General features: G+C 72.1%; 16 protein-coding genes and 1 pseudogene. 6 read left to right on the forward strand and 11 right to left on the reverse strand.

Translation table 11 applies throughout. From position 1 onward, the window contains the following. Positions 1-63 precede the first annotated feature (63 nt). The 4 genes from AB0D48_RS27520 to AB0D48_RS27535 form a co-directional block, all read right to left on the reverse strand. The gene (locus tag AB0D48_RS27520) at positions 64-1,566 is read right to left on the reverse strand and encodes a M4 family metallopeptidase (protein ID WP_362402619.1); all 1,503 of its coding nucleotides are present in this window, start codon (positions 1,564-1,566) and stop codon (positions 64-66) included. A gap of 280 nt (positions 1,567-1,846) precedes the next feature. Further along, a complete protein-coding gene (locus AB0D48_RS27525; RefSeq protein ID WP_362402415.1) occupies positions 1,847-2,902 on the reverse strand; it encodes a M4 family metallopeptidase in 1,056 nt (351 codons plus the stop codon). 155 nt (positions 2,903-3,057) lie between these two features. Continuing rightward, on the reverse strand, positions 3,058-4,167 hold the full coding sequence (locus AB0D48_RS27530) for an alpha/beta hydrolase-fold protein (protein ID WP_362402418.1): 1,110 nt from the start codon (positions 4,165-4,167) through the stop codon (positions 3,058-3,060). 139 nt (positions 4,168-4,306) lie between these two features. Further along, positions 4,307-5,047 (reverse strand): carbonic anhydrase, encoded by a 741-nt coding sequence (locus tag AB0D48_RS27535; protein WP_362402421.1) that lies wholly within the window; start codon positions 5,045-5,047, stop codon positions 4,307-4,309. Positions 5,048-5,226: 179 nt separating this feature from the next. Between AB0D48_RS27535 and AB0D48_RS27540 the strand changes: the two genes are divergently transcribed. Beyond that, the gene (locus AB0D48_RS27540) at positions 5,227-5,640 is read left to right on the forward strand and encodes a DUF6153 family protein (protein ID WP_362402424.1); all 414 of its coding nucleotides are present in this window, start codon (positions 5,227-5,229) and stop codon (positions 5,638-5,640) included. A 72-nt stretch (positions 5,641-5,712) separates the two neighbouring features. Continuing rightward, the gene (locus tag AB0D48_RS27545; RefSeq protein ID WP_362402427.1) at positions 5,713-6,360 is read left to right on the forward strand and encodes a DUF305 domain-containing protein; all 648 of its coding nucleotides are present in this window, start codon (positions 5,713-5,715) and stop codon (positions 6,358-6,360) included. Positions 6,361-6,426: 66 nt separating this feature from the next. Here AB0D48_RS27545 and AB0D48_RS27550 read toward each other — a convergent pair whose 3' ends face one another. Both AB0D48_RS27550 and AB0D48_RS27555 read right to left on the reverse strand, forming a co-directional pair. After that, a complete protein-coding gene (locus AB0D48_RS27550; protein ID WP_362402430.1) occupies positions 6,427-8,064 on the reverse strand; it encodes an AMP-binding protein in 1,638 nt (545 codons plus the stop codon). Positions 8,065-8,181: 117 nt separating this feature from the next. After that, complete coding sequence (locus tag AB0D48_RS27555) at positions 8,182-9,435, reverse strand: serine hydrolase domain-containing protein (RefSeq protein WP_362402623.1); 1,254 nt, start codon at positions 9,433-9,435, stop codon at positions 8,182-8,184. A gap of 252 nt (positions 9,436-9,687) precedes the next feature. Here AB0D48_RS27555 and AB0D48_RS27560 point away from each other — a divergent pair, with 252 nt between their 5' ends. Both AB0D48_RS27560 and AB0D48_RS27565 read left to right on the forward strand, forming a co-directional pair. Continuing rightward, positions 9,688-11,769, forward strand: coding sequence for a SpoIIE family protein phosphatase (locus tag AB0D48_RS27560; RefSeq protein ID WP_362402433.1), 2,082 nt, complete (start codon positions 9,688-9,690; stop codon positions 11,767-11,769). Between the two features lie 118 nt (positions 11,770-11,887). Then, positions 11,888-12,538, forward strand: coding sequence for a hypothetical protein (locus tag AB0D48_RS27565; protein ID WP_362402436.1), 651 nt, complete (start codon positions 11,888-11,890; stop codon positions 12,536-12,538). A 30-nt stretch (positions 12,539-12,568) separates the two neighbouring features. Here AB0D48_RS27565 and AB0D48_RS27570 read toward each other — a convergent pair whose 3' ends face one another. Continuing rightward, positions 12,569-14,050, reverse strand: coding sequence for a cellulose binding domain-containing protein (locus AB0D48_RS27570; RefSeq protein ID WP_362402439.1), 1,482 nt, complete (start codon positions 14,048-14,050; stop codon positions 12,569-12,571). Between the two features lie 170 nt (positions 14,051-14,220). Between AB0D48_RS27570 and AB0D48_RS27575 the strand changes: the two genes are divergently transcribed. After that, complete coding sequence (locus AB0D48_RS27575) at positions 14,221-14,586, forward strand: hypothetical protein (protein ID WP_362402442.1); 366 nt, start codon at positions 14,221-14,223, stop codon at positions 14,584-14,586. Between the two features lie 19 nt (positions 14,587-14,605). Here the strand turns inward: AB0D48_RS27575 and AB0D48_RS27580 are convergent, their stop codons facing one another. The 3 genes and pseudogenes from AB0D48_RS27580 to AB0D48_RS27590 all read right to left on the reverse strand — a co-directional run bounded on the left by AB0D48_RS27580 (position 14,606) and on the right by AB0D48_RS27590 (position 16,126). Beyond that, complete coding sequence (locus AB0D48_RS27580; RefSeq protein WP_362402445.1) at positions 14,606-14,977, reverse strand: VOC family protein; 372 nt, start codon at positions 14,975-14,977, stop codon at positions 14,606-14,608. Between the two features lie 22 nt (positions 14,978-14,999). Then, a pseudogene (locus tag AB0D48_RS27585) lies at positions 15,000-15,234 on the reverse strand (SpoIIE family protein phosphatase); the annotation flags it as partial. Between the two features lie 94 nt (positions 15,235-15,328). Next, positions 15,329-16,126 (reverse strand): LysR substrate-binding domain-containing protein, encoded by a 798-nt coding sequence (locus AB0D48_RS27590; RefSeq protein ID WP_362402449.1) that lies wholly within the window; start codon positions 16,124-16,126, stop codon positions 15,329-15,331. A 58-nt stretch (positions 16,127-16,184) separates the two neighbouring features. Between AB0D48_RS27590 and AB0D48_RS27595 the strand changes: the two genes are divergently transcribed. Beyond that, positions 16,185-16,610 carry a DUF5997 family protein gene (locus AB0D48_RS27595; protein WP_362402452.1) on the forward strand — a complete coding sequence of 142 codons (426 nt, stop codon included), beginning with the start codon at positions 16,185-16,187 and terminating at the stop codon, positions 16,608-16,610. 131 nt (positions 16,611-16,741) lie between these two features. Here the strand turns inward: AB0D48_RS27595 and AB0D48_RS27600 are convergent, their stop codons facing one another. Further along, positions 16,742-16,897, reverse strand: coding sequence for a hypothetical protein (locus AB0D48_RS27600; RefSeq protein ID WP_362402455.1), 156 nt, complete (start codon positions 16,895-16,897; stop codon positions 16,742-16,744). Positions 16,898-16,962: the final 65 nt, after the last annotated feature.

Genomic DNA, 16,962 nt, shown 5'->3' on the forward strand with positions numbered 1-16,962 from the left:
CTACGCGGGGGCCCGGACCGCGACCCTGCAGGGACGTCCGGGAGCGGTGGCCGACGGTGTGCGTCACTTGACGTTGACGGCCTTCCAGGCGGCCGCCACCTGCTGGTACTCGGCACCGGTCGAACCGTACAGGTCGGCCGTCGCCTGCAGGGTCGCGGTCCGGGCCCCCGCGTAGTTGGTGGTGGACGTCATGTAGGTCGAGAGCGCCTTGTACCAGATCTTGTAAGCCTTGGTCCGGCCGATGCCGGTGACCGTCGAGCCGTCGTACGTGGGCGAGTCGTAGGAGACGCCGTTGACGGTCTTCGCGCCGCTGCCCTCGGACAGCAGGTAGAAGAAGTGGTTGGCGACGCCCGAGGAGTTGTGCACGTCGAGCCGGCCCACGTTCTTGGACCAGTAGTCGGCCGAGGCGCCGTCCTTGCTGGGCTTGTCCATGTAGCGCAGCGGCGAGCCGTCGCCGCGGATGTCGATCTTCTCGCCGATGAGGTAGTCGCCGACGTCGGTGGAGTTGCCGGCGAAGAACTCCACCGAGGTGCCGAAGATGTCGCTGGTCGCCTCGTTGAGCCCGCCCGACTCGCGGCTGTAGTTCAGCTTGGCCGTGGCGGCGGTCAGGCCGTGGCTCATCTCGTGGCCGGCGACGTCCAGGGACGTGAGCGGCTTCTGGTTGGCGGCGCCGTCGCCGTAGGTCATGCAGAAGCAGCTGTCGGACCAGAAGGCGTTGACGTAGGCGTTGCCGTAGTGGACGCGGGAGTAGGCGGCCTTGCCGTCTCCGGCGATGCCGTTGCGGCCGAACTCGGACTTGTAGAAGTCCCAGGTCACGGCAGCGCCGTACTGGGCGTCGACGGCGGCCGTCTGACGGTTCGAGGGCAGTCCGTCGCCCCACTTGTCGTCGGCGTCGGTGAAGAGGCTCCCGGTGCCGGTGGTGCCGCCGTTCAGGTCGTAGGTCTTGTGGCCGCCGCGACCGCCGTCGGTCAGGTTGTACGACGACCCGCTCTGCGTGGTGCCCAGCGTGACGGTGCCGGAGTATCCGCTCGTACCGGTGCCGGTGTCGATGGCCTCGTAGGCGTACAGCTCGGCGCCGGTGGCGGCGTCCGTGATGACGTGGCGCTCGCTGGGCGTGCCGTCCTGCTGGGTGCCGGTGACGACTGCCTCGTAGGCGAAGACCGGCTTGCCGCTCGCGGCCCACACGACCTGTCGGGCACCGGCGGGCGCGGCCTTGAGAGAGGTGCGGGCCGCGGCCGGGGCTATTCGGGCCTCGACGCCCTTGGTGGTCTTGCGGCTGCCGTCCTTCTTCTGGTGGACCACCAGGTCGCCGCCGAGGACCGGCATTCCGGCGTAGGTGCGCTCGTAGCGCGTGTGCACCGTACCGTCGGCGTCCTTGATCACATCGCGGGCCACGAGGCGCTCCTCGTCGGCCAGGCCGATGGCCCGCGCGGTGTCGGCCGCCGTGTTCTGGGCCGCGCTGATCGCCTGGGCGCGCGCGTCGGCGTTCAGGGCGAGAGCGGTGGCTCCCGCCTCCCGCTCGGCCGACGCGCTGGCGGAGCCGCTCTGGACGGAGATCGCGACCATGGCCGCCGAGGCGACGACGGCGGCGGCGCGCAGCGCTCGGGTGCGGCTGCGGGAGGTGCGGGATGAGGACGTGGGGAGGGTCACTCGTGCTCCTTCAATTGCCGTGGGGGGCTAGGCGATTGACCTTGCCAGGAAAGAGCGTCCGATTGACAGGTATGCAACAAGGATTTGACCAGCTGTTGTCCGGAGAGGGGGGATCGATGTTCGCTCAGCGACCAAAAATGGAACATTCCGCTTCCCCGGACGCGGCGTGTGCCGAGTCCGGGGAAGCGGCCGGCTGTTACTGGATGCCGGGGATCTGACGGGCCTTGAACGCGGCGCGCACGGCGTCCGCGGCGCCCTTGCCGTACATGCGCTGGGCGGTGGCGACGGTCGTCAGTGCCGCGTCCTGGAAGGACGTGTCGGGTGCGAAGCCGAACTGCGCGTTGACGATGACGCGGTCGGCCGTCCGGGCGCCCAGGGCCCCGCGGATGTCGAAGAGGGCGCGGGACCAGATCTCGCCGTCCGCGTGGACCTCACCCTCCAGGTCGCCGTATACCTTGTTCCCGTCGACGCGGCGCAGGCAGTGCGGGGCGGCGCTGTAGGCGATCGAGTCCCAGTCGGCGACGCAGGCCAGGTCGGCCCGCTGCGGCCAGCCGTAGGAGGCGGCCGCGTGCGACCCGACGGCCACGGCCAGGTAGTCGCCGAAGGCCTCGCCTATCGCACCGGCTTCGGGGGAGGTGCCGAAGCCGGGGACCTGCGCGTTGTGCACCGCGTGGCCGTACTCGTGGACGATGACCTCGGCGTCCTCGGCGTCGTCGACCCCGCCCTTGCCGAAGCGGATCTCGTCCTTCTTGTCGGTGAAGAAGGAGTTGTCTGCCCCCCACTGGTTGATGCGTACCGGCTGGGCCCGGTCGTTGGCCCCGGGCAGTTCGGTCCCGAACCCCAGGCCCTGCAGGTACTCCTGGGCCTCGTTGACCCAGAAGTAGGCCATGACCTGCTCGAACTGGTCGTCGGTGCGGTTGTAGCCGCGCGCGTCCGCGAGGTTGGCCGAGGCGCCGGTGTCCGATCTGACGTACGCCCACTTCCCCGACAGCCGGCCGCTGCCGTCGAGGTTGCGCAGCGGGGCCGTGGCGTACGCCGAGGCGGGGACGGCGCCGGCCGAGTCCTTGGCGTCGGCGAGGGTCTGGTCCCCCGAGGACTGGACGGGGTTGACCATGAAGATGCGGCCCTGGGGCAGAGGAGCGGTAGCGGCCGTCCCGGACGCCGTGGCCGGTCCGGCCAGGCAGGTCAGGGTGGCCAGCGCCAGTGTGGCGGTGGCCGCGGCGGTGAGGCCGCGGGGTGTGCGGCGAGGCATGGGCATCCTCCTGTGACGGGATGGGTGCGGGTGAGGCGTGATCCTCGCGCACCCCGGCCCACGTGCGCCAGGCCCATGTACCGGGCAGTTCGTCACCAGTCGCCGCTATCCGGTCACACCTGTTTTCACGCGCCGCCCCGGCGGCCGCCGGCTCTTCACTCGGCGGAGAGACGGCCGCTGAGCCACTCCAGGCTGGGCGGGATCTCCCGTCCCCAGGTGAGGAAGTTGTGGCCGCCGTGGTCGAGGGTGATCGACGAGACGCGTGCGGGAGCCTTCACCTTCTCGATGAACTTCTGCGTCGGCCGGTAGTTCTCCTCGCCCTGCAGGGACGTGGAGACCAGGAACGAGGAGTTGCCCTGCGGCAGATGGTCCAGGCTCCAGAGCAGATCTGCCCGCTTCTCCTCGCCTTTGTCGCCGTGGAAGAGGTCGCCGGAGTACTTGTCCAGCTCCGGCTCGTAGTCCGCAGACAGGCCCACACCGGCCGCGTAGCTCTCCGGATGCTCCAGCGCGACCTTCAGCGCGCAGTAGCCGCCGGTGGAATCGCCCATGATGCCCCAGCCGCGGGGCGAAGCGGCGATCCGGTAGGTGCCGGACAGTGCCCGCGGCAGATCGGTGGCGAAGAAGGTCTCGCTGGCCGGTCCGCCCGGTACGTCCACGCACTGGGTGTTGCGCGTCGGCTCGACCGTGGGCCGCATCATGACCAGGATCATCGGCTGCATCTTCTTCTGCTTTGCCTGCGTCCACGCGGTCTTGGGGTACGGGAGCTTTTCCAGCAGGTTCTCCGCCATCCCCGGAAAGCCGGTCAGTACGACGGCGGCGGGGAAGGTCCGCTTCTCGTTCCCCTTCTGGAAGTACTCCGGCGGCAGGTACACGTAGGCGGGGGTGGCGACCTTGGACAGCCGGCCCTGCACCATCACCTTCTCGATCTCACCGCTCGACGGGGGCGCCCCACTGCCGGGGACCTTCGGCCGCTGCCTGCCGAGGACCTTCACGACCGGATCGCCCGAGTCCTGGGAGAGGAGCGACGGCGCGCTCTTCCTGCCCAACAGCTCGGACCACGACCCGTAGAGCAGGAAGCTCCGGTTCGCGGTCAGGCCGACCGAGGCGAACAACAGGACCTGAACGGTGAGGATCAGCCCGATCCGGCCCAGGACGGCGCGCCCGCTCCGCCGTGCCAGCCGCGGCCACACCCACACCGTGGCGGCGAACACCAGTGCCGTGCAGAGCACGGCGGAGACGAGGAGCGTGGTACTGGTCAGACTCATGGATCAGGAGGACTCTCTGTCACGTCTGGGCCCGGACGGTACGCCGGGGCGGCACCGTCCTGGGGTGCACATCCGGATAGAGCGCCCTGCGACGCGATCCGTTGCCCGACGGGCCGTTCGGCTTCCGGACGTCTTGTCGTCAGGACAGCGTACGGACGCGCTGGTCGCGCAGCTCGTAACGGGCGGCCACCACGGCCAGTTCGCCGGCGGCCACCTTCGCGGCGAGGTCCGGCTCGGCCGCCAGCCGGCGGCTGACGTGACGCACGTGCGCGTTCACCGTGGCGTCCACGCGTGCCTCGCCGTGCCGGCCGTGATCGATGGACGGCCGTATCTGGTCGGCCAGGTACTGGATGTGGGCGGGGAGCGGCTCACCGGTCTCGTCGGCGTGGACCGCCGCCGCCACCGCTCCGCACGACTGGTGGGCCAGTACGAGGACCAGCGGTATGTGCAGTTCGAGGACCCCGTACGCGATGCTCCCCAGCACCGCCTCGTCGAGCACCTCGCCCGCGGACCGTACCGTCATCAGATCGCCCAGCCCCTGGTCGAAGACCAGCTCCGGGGGCACCCGCGAATCGATGCAGCCGAGCACGACCGCGAAGGGGTGCTGTCCCTGGACGAGCCGGCGGCGCAGGGCCGCGGACTCGTGCGGGTGCTCCTGGTCCCCCGTCCGCCAGCGCTCGTTACCGGCCGCCAGCCGGCGCAGCGCCTGCGCGGGAGTGAGCGGGCGGTCCGTGGGCTCCGGTTCCCGGGTGGCGGCCGAGGCGGGGAAGGCCGGGCCGAGGACCAGGCCGGCCCCGGCGGCCGCCGTACCGGCCACGGCGGTGCGCAGCAGGGTGCGGCGGCTGTGGGGGGCAGTCGGTCTCCATGTGTTCGAATCCATGGCCGGACCGTAACCCGCCATATCCGGAAGCAAGTTGACGTGACGGGCGCAATGGCGCGATCCACTCGGCAGCAGGCCGGATGGGATCGGGATGATCTCATCATGCGGGCACGGCCAGGCGCGGCGCGGTTCGGCGAGCCCGCCGGGGCCGGCCCGGAGCCCGGTCGTAGGATGAGCGCGTGATCACCGCACCCCAGCCGACGCGTCGCCGCCCTGCCGGGCCCGGCCGTCTGCTGCTGGTGCTCGCGGTCCTGGCCGGTGTGCTGGCCATGCACGGTCTCGGGGCGGGTGGGATGACCGCGCGGGCGCACACGGCTGCCTCCGGCGCGCACGGCGCGGTGCTGACCCACGAGGAGTCCGGGCACCGGGCGGGCGCGGACTGCTCGCACACCGCCGGCGGACAGGGGCACGTGCACCACGCCGACGCCACCTGCGCCGCCACCGGGACCGTCACGGCGTACGCGCCGCCCGCGCTCGCCGCCGCGCTCCGGGGCGCGTCCCCGGCCGCGCCGCCCGCCACCCGCGCGCCGACGTCGGCCGAGAGCGGGCGGGCGCCGCCCGACCTGGCGGAACTGCAACTCCTGCGGATCTAGAGCGGCCCGCACGGCACCCGCACGGGCCGCCGCGCTCCACCATGTCCTCACGCACCCAGGAGTCGCATCACCATGAGCAAGAACCGTTCCCTGTCCCGCCGTACCGCGATCAGCCGTAGCGCGATCCGCCGTACCGCCGCGGTCGTGGTCGCCGGGACAGCCTCGTTCGTCCTCGCCGCCTGCGGCTCGGCCGACGAAGCGGCCCCCGCCGCGACGAAGTCGCCGTCCGCCTCGTCGTCCGCCGCGCAGGGCCGGCCCAACGCCGCCGACATCGCCTTCGCCAAGGGGATGATCCCCCACCACCGCCAGGCCGTGGAGATGGCGGACCTCGCCGCCTCCCGGGCGGAGTCGGCCGAGGTGAAGCAGCTCGCCGCGGAGATCGAGAAGGCCCAGGACCCGGAGATCAGGACCCTTTCAGGATGGCTGGCCTCGTGGGGCGAGCAGGCGCCCGCCGAGGGCGCCACGGACCACTCGGGCCACGGCGCGGGCGGCGGGATGATGACCGCCGAGCAGCTGGCCGGGCTGCAGAAGTCCTCCGGCAAGGCGTTCGACACCGCCTTCACGGAACTCATGATCAAGCACCACGAGGGCGCCGTCGCGATGGCCAGGACGGAGCAGGGCCAAGGCGCCTTCCCCGAGGCCAAGACGATGGCCGAGGCCATCATCACCTCGCAGACCGCCGAGATCGACAGGATGAACGGTCTGCTCGGCAAGCGCTGACCCGCGGCGCGGGCGGCGGTCCGTCCAGGTCGTGTCGTCAAAGTCCCGTCTGGCTGGCGACACTCTCTAGACCCCCTCCGACGGGAGGCCCAGCAGGCGGGCCGCCGCCTCGCGCATCTCGATCTTGCGGATCTTCCCGGTGACCGTCATCGGGAACTCCTCCACGACGTGGACGTAGCGGGGGATCTTGAAGTGGGCGAGCCGGCCCTCGCAGTACGCCCGTACACCGGCGGCGGTAAGCGGCTCGGCGCCCTCGCGCATCCGCACCCACGCCATCAGCTCCTCCCCGTACTTCGGGTCGGGTACGCCGATGACCTGGACGTCGAGGATGTCCGGGTGGGTGTGGAGGAACTCCTCGATCTCGCGCGGGTAGAGGTTCTCCCCGCCACGGATGACCATGTCCTTGATGCGGCCGGTGATGCTCAGGTAGCCGTCCTCGTCCATGACCGCCAGGTCGCCCGTGTGCATCCAGCGGGCCGCGTCGACGGCCTCGGCCGTGCGCTCCGGCTCGCCCCAGTAGCCGAGCATCACCGAGTAGCCGCGGGTGCACAGCTCGCCCGGCTCCCCGCGCGGCACCGTCCGCCCGGACTGCGGATCGACGACCTTCACCTCCAGGTGCGGCCCCACCCGGCCCACGGTCGACACCCGGCGCTCGACGGAGTCGTCCGCGCGGGTCTGAGTCGACACCGGCGAGGTCTCCGTCATCCCGTAGCAGATGGACACCTCGGCCATGCCCATCCGGTCGATGACCTCCTTCATCACCTCGACCGGGCAGGGCGAGCCCGCCATGATCCCCGTCCGCAGGGTGGACAGGTCGTACGAACCGAAGCCGGGGTCCGCGAGCTCGGCGATGAACATGGTGGGAACCCCGTACAGCGAGGTGCACGACTCCGCCTCGACCGCGGCCAGGGTGGCCGCCGGCTCGAACGACGGCGCCGGGATCACCATGGCCGCGCCGTGGCTCGTACACGCGAGGTTTCCCATCACCATGCCGAAGCAGTGGTAGAAGGGCACCGGGATGCAGACCCGGTCCTGCTCGGTGTAGTGGCACAACTCGCCGACGAAGAAGCCGTTGTTGAGGATGTTGTGGTGCGAGAGGGTCGCGCCCTTGGGGAAGCCCGTGGTCCCCGAGGTGTACTGGATGTTGATCGGGTCGTCCGGGCTGAGCGAGGCCTGCGCCCGGGAGAGGTCGGCGGGGTCGCCCCGGCGGCCGCGCTCCAGCAGGGAGGTCCAGCCGGGCCCGTCCAGCAGGACGGTGAATTCCAGTTGCGGGCAGCGCGGCCGTACTTCCTCGATCATGGCCGCGTAGTCGGAGGTCTTGAAGCGCTCCGCCGCGACCAGTAGCCGGATCCCGGACTGCCGCAGGACGTACTCCAGCTCATGGGAACGGTAGGCCGGGTTCACCGTGACCAGGACGGCTCCGATCCTGGCGGTGGCGTACTGCACCAGCGTCCACTCGGCGCGGTTCGGCGCCCAGATCCCGACCCGGTCCCCCTTGGCGATTCCCAGATCCAGCAGTCCGAGCGCGAGGGCGTCGACGTCGGCGGCCAGCTCCGCGTACGTCCACCGGCGCCCGGCGGCCATGTCGATCAGGGCGTCGCGCCCCGGGAACCGGCGGACGGTGCGGTCCAGGTTCTCGCCGATCGTGTCGCCCAGCAGGGGCACGTCGCAGACACCGGACGCATAACTCGACGCGGAGGACACACGTAACTCCTGGACTCGGTGACGGGGCGCGGGACCCGGCGGGCCGGCGTCCCCTCATGATCCCCGCCGCCCGGTCCGCGGGCTACCCCCCGGACCGGCGGCGGTACGCGGGCACGCTCAGCGCGCGTCGCGCTCGCGCAGATCGGCGTCGGCCGGGGCGACGGTGAAGCCGCGCGCGCCGGCCGGCGCGGGCAACTTGCCGCAGAAGGCGGCTTCGAGGGTGCCGCCCAGGGCCGTGTTCGCCGCACCCCTGTTCGAGGTGTTCGCCATGGCAGCGAGGCTGCGGCGGCCGTCACGGGTGGCGAACGCGTAGGTGTAGAAGCCCTGGACGGTGCCCGTGTGGCCGTACACCGACGTGCCGCACGAGAGGTCGTAGCGGCGCAGCCCCAGCCCGTAGAAGCGGGTCCGGGTGGTGTCGGCCGGGGTCATGGTGAGCATGGCGTCCAGCATCCGGGCCGGGAGCAGCCTGCCGCCCAGCAACGCGGAGGTGAAGGTGTTCAGATCGGCCGGGTCGGAGATCACCGCCCCGGCGGACTGCGCCCAGGAGACGGTCTGCTCGGTGGAGTCGACCAGCGGCGCGCCCGCCTCGTCGGGGTGGAGGTAGCCGCGCGCGTGCGGTCCCTCGATCCGGGTGGCCGGGTGGACGTAGGAGGTGTTGCGCAGGCCCAGCGGCTTGATGACGCGGCGTTCGTACTCCTTGGCCACGGAGTGCCCGGTGGCCTTCTCGATGAGCATGCCGACGACGACGAAATTGGTGTTCGAGTACGCGTACGCGGCGCCCGGCGCGGTCGTCCTCGGCTCCTTCAGCGAGAGGTTCACGAGGTCGCGGTAGCTGAACACCTTGGTCCGCACGGCCTCGAATCCCGGCACGGTCCGGGCGAACATGGCGTCCGTGTAGTCGGGCAGCCCGCTGCGGTGGCTCAGCAGGTGGCGCACGGTGATCCGGTCGTCGGGCAGCAGACCGGGCAGGTAGCGGTTGACCGGGGCGTCCAGCCGGATCTTCTCCTCGGACACGAGTTGCAGCAGCACCACGGCGGAGAACGTCTTCGTGACGCTGCCGATGCGGAAGCGGGACCCGGCGTCCATGGGCGCGCCCGTGGCCCTGTCCCGTACGCCGACCGCCCTGCTCCGGACGCCGCCGGGGCCGGTGATCCTGGCCACCGCGCCCGGCGCCCCGGCGGCGGTCGTGTTCCGCAGCGCCTGGACCAGGGCCTGCAGGTCGGCGGCGGGTGGGGCGGGCGGGGCCGCCTTCTCGGACCGCGTGACCAGGGCAGCCGCCCCGGCGGCGGCGGGGGCGGCGCTCACCGGGGCCGCGGCGGCCACCACGGCCAGCAGGGCGGCTCCGAGGGCCAGACGTCGGTTCAAGGGCAGGAGCACGGCGTTCCTCGACTCGGTCGGTACCGGATGGGGGAGGGGCGCACACGGCCGTGGGCCGGAGGCGGTCCGACCTTACGGAAGATCGACAGCGGCATCCGCGACCGACGGGGCCGGCGCGGAAGGCAGCAGGCCGTCGGGGCCTGCCCCGCCAAGGCCCGGCCGGGCCCCGTGCCCGGCGGGGAGGTCCGCCGGACGAGGAAGGGGCAGAATTGACGGGAAGCCGGGAAGCCCGAAAGGGGGCGTCTGGTGCCGACGGATCCGCCAGGGGGCGAGCGGTCTCCCGGCCTCCTGAGGTCGGAGCCGGGCACGCTGCTGGAACACGTCACCGTCGCGGTGTTCGGCCTCGACGACCAGGGCCGCGTCCGGTACTGGGGACCCGGCGCCGAAAGCCTCTTCGGACACCCGCCGGAGGCCGTACTGGCCGGATCGGCCGACGTCCTGTTCCCCGAACCGCCCCGGGGCCGCCCCGGCGCGGCCGCGCAGCTGGCGGAGCGCGCCCGCACCCTGGGTTACTGGCGGGTCCGCATGCCCGCCGCGCACCGCGACGGGACGGTCTTCGACTGCGGGTTCCGGGTCTTCCCCGTCGCGGGCCCCGGCGGCAGTTCCGTGGTCATGGGCCTGGCCAGCAAGGGCGAGGAACTCGACCGGGTGAAGACGAACCTGGCCTTCCTCGACGCACTGTTCGAGACCTGCCCCATCGGCCTGGTCATGCTCGACGAACAGCTGCGGTACGTCCACCTCAACCAGGCGCTGGCCGACATGGACGGCATGCCCATCGCGGAACACCTCGGCCGGCCGATGACCGAGATCATGCTCACCTCCGACGAGGGCGAGTACGAGCGCACGCTACGGACCGTCGCCGAGCAGGGCCGCCCCGTGGTCGGGGCCCTCGTGGGCCTGCGCACACCGGGCCGCCCCGACCGCGACCAGGTCCGGTCCGTGAGCCTCTTCGCGCTCAGCCAGGCCGGCGACACGCGCCCCGGTGTGGGCGGGCTGCTGGTGGACGTCACCGACCGCGAGCACGCCATCCTGGAGGCGACGGCGGCCCGCCGGCGGCTCGCCCTGCTGGACCGCGCCGGAGCCCGGATCGGCACCACCCTGGACCTGAACGTCACCGCGCGGGAACTGGTCGAGACGATGGTCCCCGACTTCTGCGACGGCTCCGTCGTGGAACTCGTGGAGTGGATGGACGAGGCCGAGGTCTTCGACCCGGAGCGGCCGCTGATCACCCGCCGCATCGCCTCCGGGACCAGCCTGCCCCCGCCCGCCGACGAACTCGTCGGCGGGCTGGATCGCGTCACCTACCCGCCGGGTTCCAGCATCCACGCCGTGCTGCGCACCGGACGCCCGCTCTCGGTGCCCGTCAACGAGGACTTCGTGACCCGGACCGTCGCCCACCAGGAGCGCGCCGAGCTGCTGCGGGGCAGCGGGCTGGCGTGCATCCTGATCGCCCCGCTCATCGCCAGGGGAACGGTCCAGGGCATCACCATGTTCGGCAGGTCGGCCGCCCGCCCCGCCTTCACCGAGGAAGACGTCGCCCTGGCCTCGGAGCTGGCCTCCCGCGGGGCGCTGTGCCTGGACAACGCCCGCCTCTACGGCAGGGTCCGGAACATCGCGCTCACCCTGCAGCGGGCCCTGCTCCCCAGCGCCACCGGGGCCGGGCCGTACGTGCGGGTGGCCCACCGGTACCTGCCGGCCGGCCACGTCACGGAGGTGGGCGGCGACTGGTACGACGTGATCAGCCTGCCCGGTGACCGGGTGGCCCTCGTCGTCGGCGACGTGATGGGCCACGGGGTGTCGGCGGCGGCGGCGATGGGCCGGCTGCGCATCACCGCCAAGGCACTGGCCCGGCACCACACGGATCCCGGTGCGCTGCTCGCCGAACTCGACGGCTGCGCGCACGAGGCGGGGATCGAACTGGCCACCTGCCTCTACCTCCTGTACGACCCGGCGACCGGGCGGGCCCGGATGGCCAACGCGGGCCATCCGCCGCTGCTGGTCCGCCGCCCCGACGGCACCGTCGACACGGTGGCAGCGGAGACGGCCGTGCCGCTGGGAGTGGGCGGGTTCCCGTTCCCGACGACCGAGCTGGAGCTTCCGGAAGGGTCCACCCTGGCGCTGTACACCGACGGCCTCATCGAAGCCAGGGGCCGCGACATCGAAGCGGGCATGGACGCCCTGCGCGAGCAACTGCGGCAGGCCGAGGGCACGATGGAGGCGGCCGCCGACCGTATCCTCACGAACCTGCTCCCGGCCAGCCCGGCCGACGACACGGTCCTGGTCCTGGCCCAGGTCAGCCGCGCGCCCGGCCGTCCGCGAGGCGGGTGAGCCCGCCCTGGTGCCACGGGCACCGGCCCGCACCGAGGGCGAGGCCGCCGCGGGTCGTGCGAGGCTGGTCCCGAGCAAAGGACCGGCACAGCCCGGCACACCGGAGGGGACCCACACCATGCACACGCCGAGCCGGCCGGACGACCTCGAACCTCCCGGGCTGCTCCGGGCCCGGGCCGTGACCCTGGCCGTGATCGACGCCGCCTGTTCTGTCCGGACCGAGTACGCCGTCGACGACGACGGCGTGTGGTGCCACGCCACCGGCGCGGGCGGCTGGTGGCGCCTGACCGTCCTCGACGGCGGCGGACGGGCCGTCTTCTGCGGCCAGGACCCGGACGGCAGCCACACCCACGTCGGCGGCGAGCAGATCGACTTCCTGGCGGGCGGCCCCGACTGGCTTCCGTGGGACGTCCTGCGCGACGACGCGGCCGGCAACCTCTTCGGCTTCGTCTACTGGTGGCAGGACGGCGCGTGGCACCGCATCCCGTACCCGGACGAGGTGCGGGAGGACGGGCTGGACGGCGCCGCGCCCTGGGTCGGCTCGCACGAGGAGTTCGTCGATCTCGCCGTGGCCTCGTACGATCTGCCGTACGACCGGAAGCGCGTGCTGACCGAGGCCGTCGAGCGGTTCGTGGAACGGGCGCGGGAGCGCAAGGCCGACGAGGCCGCGGTGGCGGCGCTGCTGGCGCCGGCGCTCACCGGGGACGGGCCCGCCCCGCGGCTCGACGCGGCCCTCGCACTCGCGGCGCGCGCGGGCGTCCTCGCTTAGCGGCTCCCCCGGACTCCCGCGCCCGGTCGGCTACTTGAACGCCGCGAACGCCTTGGTGAAGGCCAGCGGCTCCTGGAGGATGGAACTGCACGTGGCGTCGGCGTAGTTGACGGCCCCGGCCGCGCACTGCCGGTCACGGGCCGAGGACCACATCGCCAGCCGTCCGATCCCCTTCGCCGCAGCGAAGTCCACGAGCTGGGACGCGTCCGCGACGGTGAAGACTTCGGTCGCGACATCGTTGACACCGATCATCGGTGTGACGGCGACCGCCTTCCAGGCCGCCGCGTCGGAGAGCCCGAGCACGCCCTTGAGCTGAGCCTGGGTGGCCGTCGCGGCCTGGATCGCGTACTGCCCCATGTCCCCGCTGTACGCGGGCCCGTAGTCCATCGCCATGATGTTGACGGCGTCGACCCGCACGCCGTTCTTCCGGGCGTCGGCCAGCAGCGCCACCCCCGGTTGCGTCAGCCCCTCGGGCATCACGGGCAGGGTGAACGCCACGTCCAGGCCCGGGTGGGACTTCTGGAGCCGGGCGATGGCCTGGGCGCGGCGCGCGTTGGCCGCGGTGTCCGGCAGGGCCGCGCCCTCGATGTCGAAGTCGACCTTGGTGAGCCGGTACTGGTCGACGACCTTCCCGTAGGCGGCGGCCAGTTCGTCGACGGTGGAGCAGTTCAGCGCGAGTTCGTGCCCGGCGGCCCCGCCGAACGACACGCGGACGTCGCCGCCCTTGGCCCGCAGTGCGCCGATCTGGGCGGCGACCTTGTCGCTCGTGAGGTCCGTGACACCGCCCCACAGGGGTGCGCAGCCGCCGCCGGAGGTGATGAAGGCGAGGTGGAACTCCTTCACGCCGGTCCTCGTCGCCGTGTCGACCAGGTCGTACGCGGGGTACAGAGAGGTGTCCACGTACGGGGCGAAGCGGGCGCCGGGGGTGGCGGGGGCGGGCGCGGTGGGGGCGGGCGACGTGGTCCGGGTCGGGGCCGCGGTGGCCGTGGCGGTGGCCGTGGCCGTGGGCGCGGGGGTGGGCGCGGACGTGGGACGGACGGTCGGCCGCCCGCTCGGACCGGCCGTCGCGCCCTGGTCCACCGAGCACTTCAGCCCGTTGATGCGGCAGCCGCTCGGGTCGCCCGGGGCGCCGGATCCGCTCGTCACGAAGCCGACGGTGACGGAGGCCCCCGGCGCCAACTGCCTGTTCCAGCTCGCGGGCTTCACGGTGACGTGCTGTCCGTCGACCGTGTGGACGCCGTTCCACAGGGAGTCGACCTTGACGCCCGCCGGCAGGTCGAACTGGAGCGTCCAGTCGGACTGGGCCTGCCCTGTGCTGTTCGTGATGACGTACTGGCCGGTGTAGCCGCCGTTCCAGGAGCTGGACTTCGTGTACACCGCTCCGACGGAACTCGCCTGTGCGGTTCCGGTCAGTGCGAAGGCCCCGCCACCGATCACCGCCGCCGCCACGATCGCGCCCGTGATCTTCGCCGCCCGGCTCGTCGTGCGCCGGTGCCCACCTGTCCTGCTCATCGCGTGCCTGCCTCTGTATTACTGGGGAGTTGGGAGGACGAGGCAGCACGCTAGCCGCCCCGAAGCGGACATCCGTTCGTTTCGGGGCGCCACCCACGAGCCTTAGGTTCCATTTAAGGAAGCGGTAAGGACTGGATCAGAAAGCGGGGCTGCGGAGCTACGCTCCGGAGATGGAGCGCGCAGAGGTTCTCAAGCGAGTCATCGGCATTCTCACGGAAGCCCAGGAGATCCGTCGGGCGGCGGAAGCCGGCGAGGACGACGACGTCCCCGACCGCGATGCGGGGGTCGTCACCAAGCTGTTGAACGAGATGCTGCCCTCCATCAGCGTGCCGGCCGAATCCTCGCCCCAGCAGGTGGCCCGTCTGGTCGCGGAGGCGCTCGGTCCCGCCCTGCAGACCATGGTCGCCGGGTTCAGCCTGGCCTTCACCAGCCTGGCCATGGCGCACGACGGCGGCCGGACGGATCTCACCGCTCTCGACGTCCTGCAGCAACTCGCACTCGAAGTGGAGGCAGGGGTCTACGACGAGGGCGAATGAACCACCGTCCGGCGAGGGCTCAGCCGTGGGTGGTGTCGATGACGCAGAAGGGGTTGCCTTCGGGGTCGGCGAGGACCACGAAGTCCGGGTCTTCGGGGTAGGAGTCCCAGTCGACGTGCCGGGCGCCCAGCGAGACCAGGCGCGCGACCTCGGCCTTCTGCTCCGCCGCGTCCGCCGTGTACAGGTCGAAGTGGACGCGGGGGTGTTCCTGTACGGGCGAGGTGCTGCGGCCGAGGGCCAAGCCGGGGCCCCGGCCGTCGGCGGGGACCAGAACGGTCCAGTCGGCGTCCACCTCACCGTCCCGGGGGACGTATCCGAGCGCCCGCGTCCAGAATTCCGCCGCCCGCCGGACATCCTCGGCGCCCATGACGATCGTTCCGATATTCAGCATGATCCGATTCTGCCGGACATCGTCAGGCGAGCCGTTCGATCGCCACCATCGCGGCGTCGTCGCCCAGGGTGCTGCCGGCCGCGTGGGCGAGCAGGTCCTCGCACAGCCGGTCCAGGAGGGCACGGGGGTGCAGGCCCGACCGGGCGGCCGCGCGGTCCGCGAGGGGGGTAGAACGCCCCCGCCCGGTCGCGCGCCTCCAGGACGCCGTCCGTGTACAGGAGCAGGACGTCTCCTGCCGCGAAGGCGAAGCTCTCGGCGGTGACCGCCGAATCCCCCAGCCCGGCCAGGCCAGCGGCCGCCCACCAGGAGGCCGGCCTGCCGGGGCTGGTGGCCTACGCCTGCCCGCCGTCGCTACGACCGGCGGCGGGGCTTGCCGCCCTTGCCGCCCTTGGGTCCGCCCGCACCACCGCGGGCGCTCTTGCCGGCCGGCTTTCCGGCTGCGGGCTTGCGCTGCGCGCCGCCGCCGTGCGCATCCGGACGCTTCGCCTTCGCCTTCGCCTTGGCTTTGGCGGTCGCCTTGGGCTGCTCCGCGGCCGCCGGGCGGCCCCGGGTGCTGTTGACGGTCCGCCCGCGGACGATCCCGATGAACTGCTCCACCAGATCGGTGGTCTCGTCCTGCGGCCACGAGAGCGCGACGCGCGACTCGGGGGCGTCCGAGACGGGCCGGTAGGTGAGGTCCTTGCGGTGGTGCAGGCGGGCGAGGGACTGCGGGACGACAAGCACGCCCACCCCCGCGGCCACCAGCTCGATGGCGTCCGCCGTCGTCGCGGGGCGCTCGATCGCGGGCTGTCCCGGCAGCCGCTCCCAGTCGAGGGTGTCGTCGAGGGGGTGCAGCACGATCTCATCGGCCAGATCCGCCGTGGACACTTCCTCGGCCGACGCCACGAGGTGGTCCTTGGGGATCACGACGACCGTGGTCTCGGTGTAGAGGGGGATCGCGCTGAGATCCGCACGGTCCACCGGCAACCGTACGAAACCGGCGTCGGCGCCGCCGTCGCGCAGCACGCCGAAGGCTTCGGTGGGCGACACCGCCACGAGGGTCAGCGGGACGTCGGGCAGTCGCTCATTCCAGATCCGGATCCACTTGGTGGGTGTCACCCCGGGGACGTAAGCGAGCCGGAACGAATGGGGTACTTCCGAGCCTGTCACCCCGCCAGGTTACCGGTCGTGGTCGGAGGTAGCGCACACGATCGATACTCTTGACAGCATGACGTCGCACCAGAGCACCCAGACGATGAAGCCCGCGACCGCGGCGAAGAAGCTGGGCGTGTACCTCGAGGCCACCCCCGCCGAGTTCCAGGAGGGTGTCGTCTCGCGCAATGAATTGAGTGCGCTGCAGGCCGACCCGCCCGAGTGGCTGCAGGAACTGCGGCGCAACGGCCCGCACCCCCGCCCCGTGGTCGCGGCGAAGCTGGGCGTGTCCATCGCCGGCCTCGCCCGCGGCGGAGTCACGGAGCCGCTCACCACCGAGCAGATCGAAGCACTGAAGCAGGAATCCCCCGAGTGGCTGCAGCGGGAGCGCACCACCCAGGCCGAGGTCCGCAAGGAAGCGGTGCGGATCAAGGAGAAGAACGCGGAGAAGGCCGCGAAGGACGCGGAGCGCGCCGAGCAGGACCGCGGTCCGCGTTCCTGACGTCCACCCGGTTCCGGTGATCAGGCCCGGCTCCCCCTCGGGGGGCCGGGCCTGATCGTCTCAGCCCGGTCGTCCGCCGGTCGCGAGCAGGTGCACGGCCTTCTCCAGCCGGGCCTGCCGGGACTCCGGGGTCAGCGCCTGGAGCAGCGGCAGGACGGGATGCCGGACTTCTTCTTGGCCATCTTGATCCACACGCCCTCTTGGCGCGTGTGGTGCCCGGCCAGCCAGCTCTCGAACGCCGCGGCGTTCGCGAAGGCGACGATCTCCACCCCGTCGAGTTCATCCATGCGGCTCAGGCTAACCGCTGGTGTCCGAGCGCCCGTCCTGCCGGGGAGGACCGTTGCCGCACATC

It is taken from the genome of Streptomyces sp. NPDC048269 (assembly GCF_040652395.1).
Lineage (GTDB): Bacteria > Actinomycetota > Actinomycetes > Streptomycetales > Streptomycetaceae > Streptomyces.

Bases quoted from the DNA above. Each gene is read 5' to 3' on its own strand.
- AB0D48_RS27570 (WP_362402439.1), bottom strand. From the start codon at position 14,050: ATGAGCAGGACAGGTGGGCACCGGCGCACGACGAGCCGGGCGGCGAAG.
- AB0D48_RS27565 (WP_362402436.1), top strand. From the start codon at position 11,888: ATGCACACGCCGAGCCGGCCGGACGACCTCGAACCTCCCGGGCTGCTC.
- AB0D48_RS27600 (WP_362402455.1), bottom strand. From the start codon at position 16,897: ATGGATGAACTCGACGGGGTGGAGATCGTCGCCTTCGCGAACGCCGCG.
- AB0D48_RS27520 (WP_362402619.1), bottom strand. From the start codon at position 1,566: ATGGTCGCGATCTCCGTCCAGAGCGGCTCCGCCAGCGCGTCGGCCGAG.
- AB0D48_RS27580 (WP_362402445.1), bottom strand. From the start codon at position 14,977: ATGCTGAATATCGGAACGATCGTCATGGGCGCCGAGGATGTCCGGCGG.
- AB0D48_RS27530 (WP_362402418.1), bottom strand. From the start codon at position 4,167: ATGAGTCTGACCAGTACCACGCTCCTCGTCTCCGCCGTGCTCTGCACG.
- AB0D48_RS27575 (WP_362402442.1), top strand. From the start codon at position 14,221: ATGGAGCGCGCAGAGGTTCTCAAGCGAGTCATCGGCATTCTCACGGAA.
- AB0D48_RS27535 (WP_362402421.1), bottom strand. From the start codon at position 5,047: ATGGATTCGAACACATGGAGACCGACTGCCCCCCACAGCCGCCGCACC.
- AB0D48_RS27525 (WP_362402415.1), bottom strand. From the start codon at position 2,902: ATGCCTCGCCGCACACCCCGCGGCCTCACCGCCGCGGCCACCGCCACA.
- AB0D48_RS27595 (WP_362402452.1), top strand. From the start codon at position 16,185: ATGACGTCGCACCAGAGCACCCAGACGATGAAGCCCGCGACCGCGGCG.
- AB0D48_RS27545 (WP_362402427.1), top strand. From the start codon at position 5,713: ATGAGCAAGAACCGTTCCCTGTCCCGCCGTACCGCGATCAGCCGTAGC.